The sequence below is a fragment of the Arthrobacter sp. GAS37 genome (assembly GCF_044908325.1).
GTDB classification, from domain to species: domain Bacteria; phylum Actinomycetota; class Actinomycetes; order Actinomycetales; family Micrococcaceae; genus Arthrobacter; species Arthrobacter ramosus.
This window is the reverse complement of the sequence record NZ_JBIYDB010000092.1, coordinates 1-1,326: the sequence shown is the minus strand read 5'-3', so window position 1 is coordinate 1,326 and position 1,326 is coordinate 1. Positions and strand designations below refer to the sequence as shown.

Annotated in this window: 1 protein-coding gene; it reads left to right on the top strand. The window is 71.7% G+C overall.

The features are described 5' to 3' along the window. A partial coding sequence (locus ABH924_RS24810) for a DUF222 domain-containing protein (RefSeq protein WP_404503194.1) occupies positions 1–1,326 on the top strand: 1,326 nt, incomplete at both ends.

Sequence of the window (1,326 nt, the reverse complement as noted above, 5' to 3'; positions counted from 1 at the left end):
GATTGCCTGGACGGCCTGGCCGAAGTGGCCCGGCTGGAGGCCCGGACCGCCGCGCTGAAAGCGAAGCTGGCCGCGGACTACGTCCACGCAGCCCGGGCCCTGGCGGCACCGGCAGCCTCACCGCAGGAGTCCACCGCCCAGGAGCTTGCCCTGGTCGCCGAGGTGGCCTGCGTCCTGACCGTCAGCGAACGAACCGCCGGGGCCTTCCTCTCCGAAACCCAGGCACTGACCACCGTCCTGCCGCTGACCCTGAAGGCCCTGGGGTCCGGGACGATCTCCTGGCAGCACGCCCGGATCATCATCGACGAAACCGGCGGCCTGGATCCCGCCGCAGCCGCCGGCCTGGAAGCGCACTTCCTGGACCCCTGCGCACCCAACCCGGCCCGGGGCTGCCCGGCCGGGGACCTCGTCCCGTCCCGGTTCCGGGCCAAAGCACGCACCTGGCGCGAACGCCACCACCCGGTCGGCATCGAAGAACGCCACACCCAAAAAGCCGAACACCGGCGGGTCGAATACCTCCCGGACCGCGACGGCATGGCCTGGCTCTCCGCCCACCTCCCGGCAGACACCGCTGCCGGGATCTGGGAACGGACCACCGCCGCCGCCCGCGCCCTCCAAGGCCCCCACGAGACCCGGACCCTCGCCCAGCTCCGCGCCGACATCACCGCCACCTGGCTCCTCACCAACACCGGCACCAACACCGCAATGCCCGACGGCGGCGTGCCCGACGGCGGCACGGAACCGGGGCGGGCGGGGCGGGTTCCGTCCCCGCGGGCGCAGGTCCTGGTCACCGTCCCGGTCCTGTCCCTGCTGGGCGCCACCGAGGAACCGGCCATGCTCGACGGGTACGGGCCGATCCCGCCGTCGATGGCCCGGCGCCTGATCGCCGAGGGCGCCGATTCCTTCCACCGCGTCCTGACCGACCCCCGCGACGGTGCCCCGCTGGAAATCGGACGCACCAGCTACCGCCTCACCAAAGCCATGCGTCAATGGCTGCGGCTCCGCGACGGCAAATGCCCCTTCCCCGGCTGCAACAACCACTCCCTGGACAACGAAGCAGACCACCTCCTAGCCTGGGCCGAGGGAGGCACCACCGGCATCTCCAACCTGGGCCAACCCTGCCCCAAACACCACCGCCTCAAACACCGGACCGCATGGACCCCCACCGCGGCCAGCAAAGACCACCCGCCCGGGTGGACCTCACCCTCACAACGGCACTACCCCAGCGAACACCAGGACTGGGAACCACCCCGCTGGCCACACCACACCCCCATCACCGACACGGACACGGAGACGGACACATACCCGGGCCAAGACCTGCCCGCA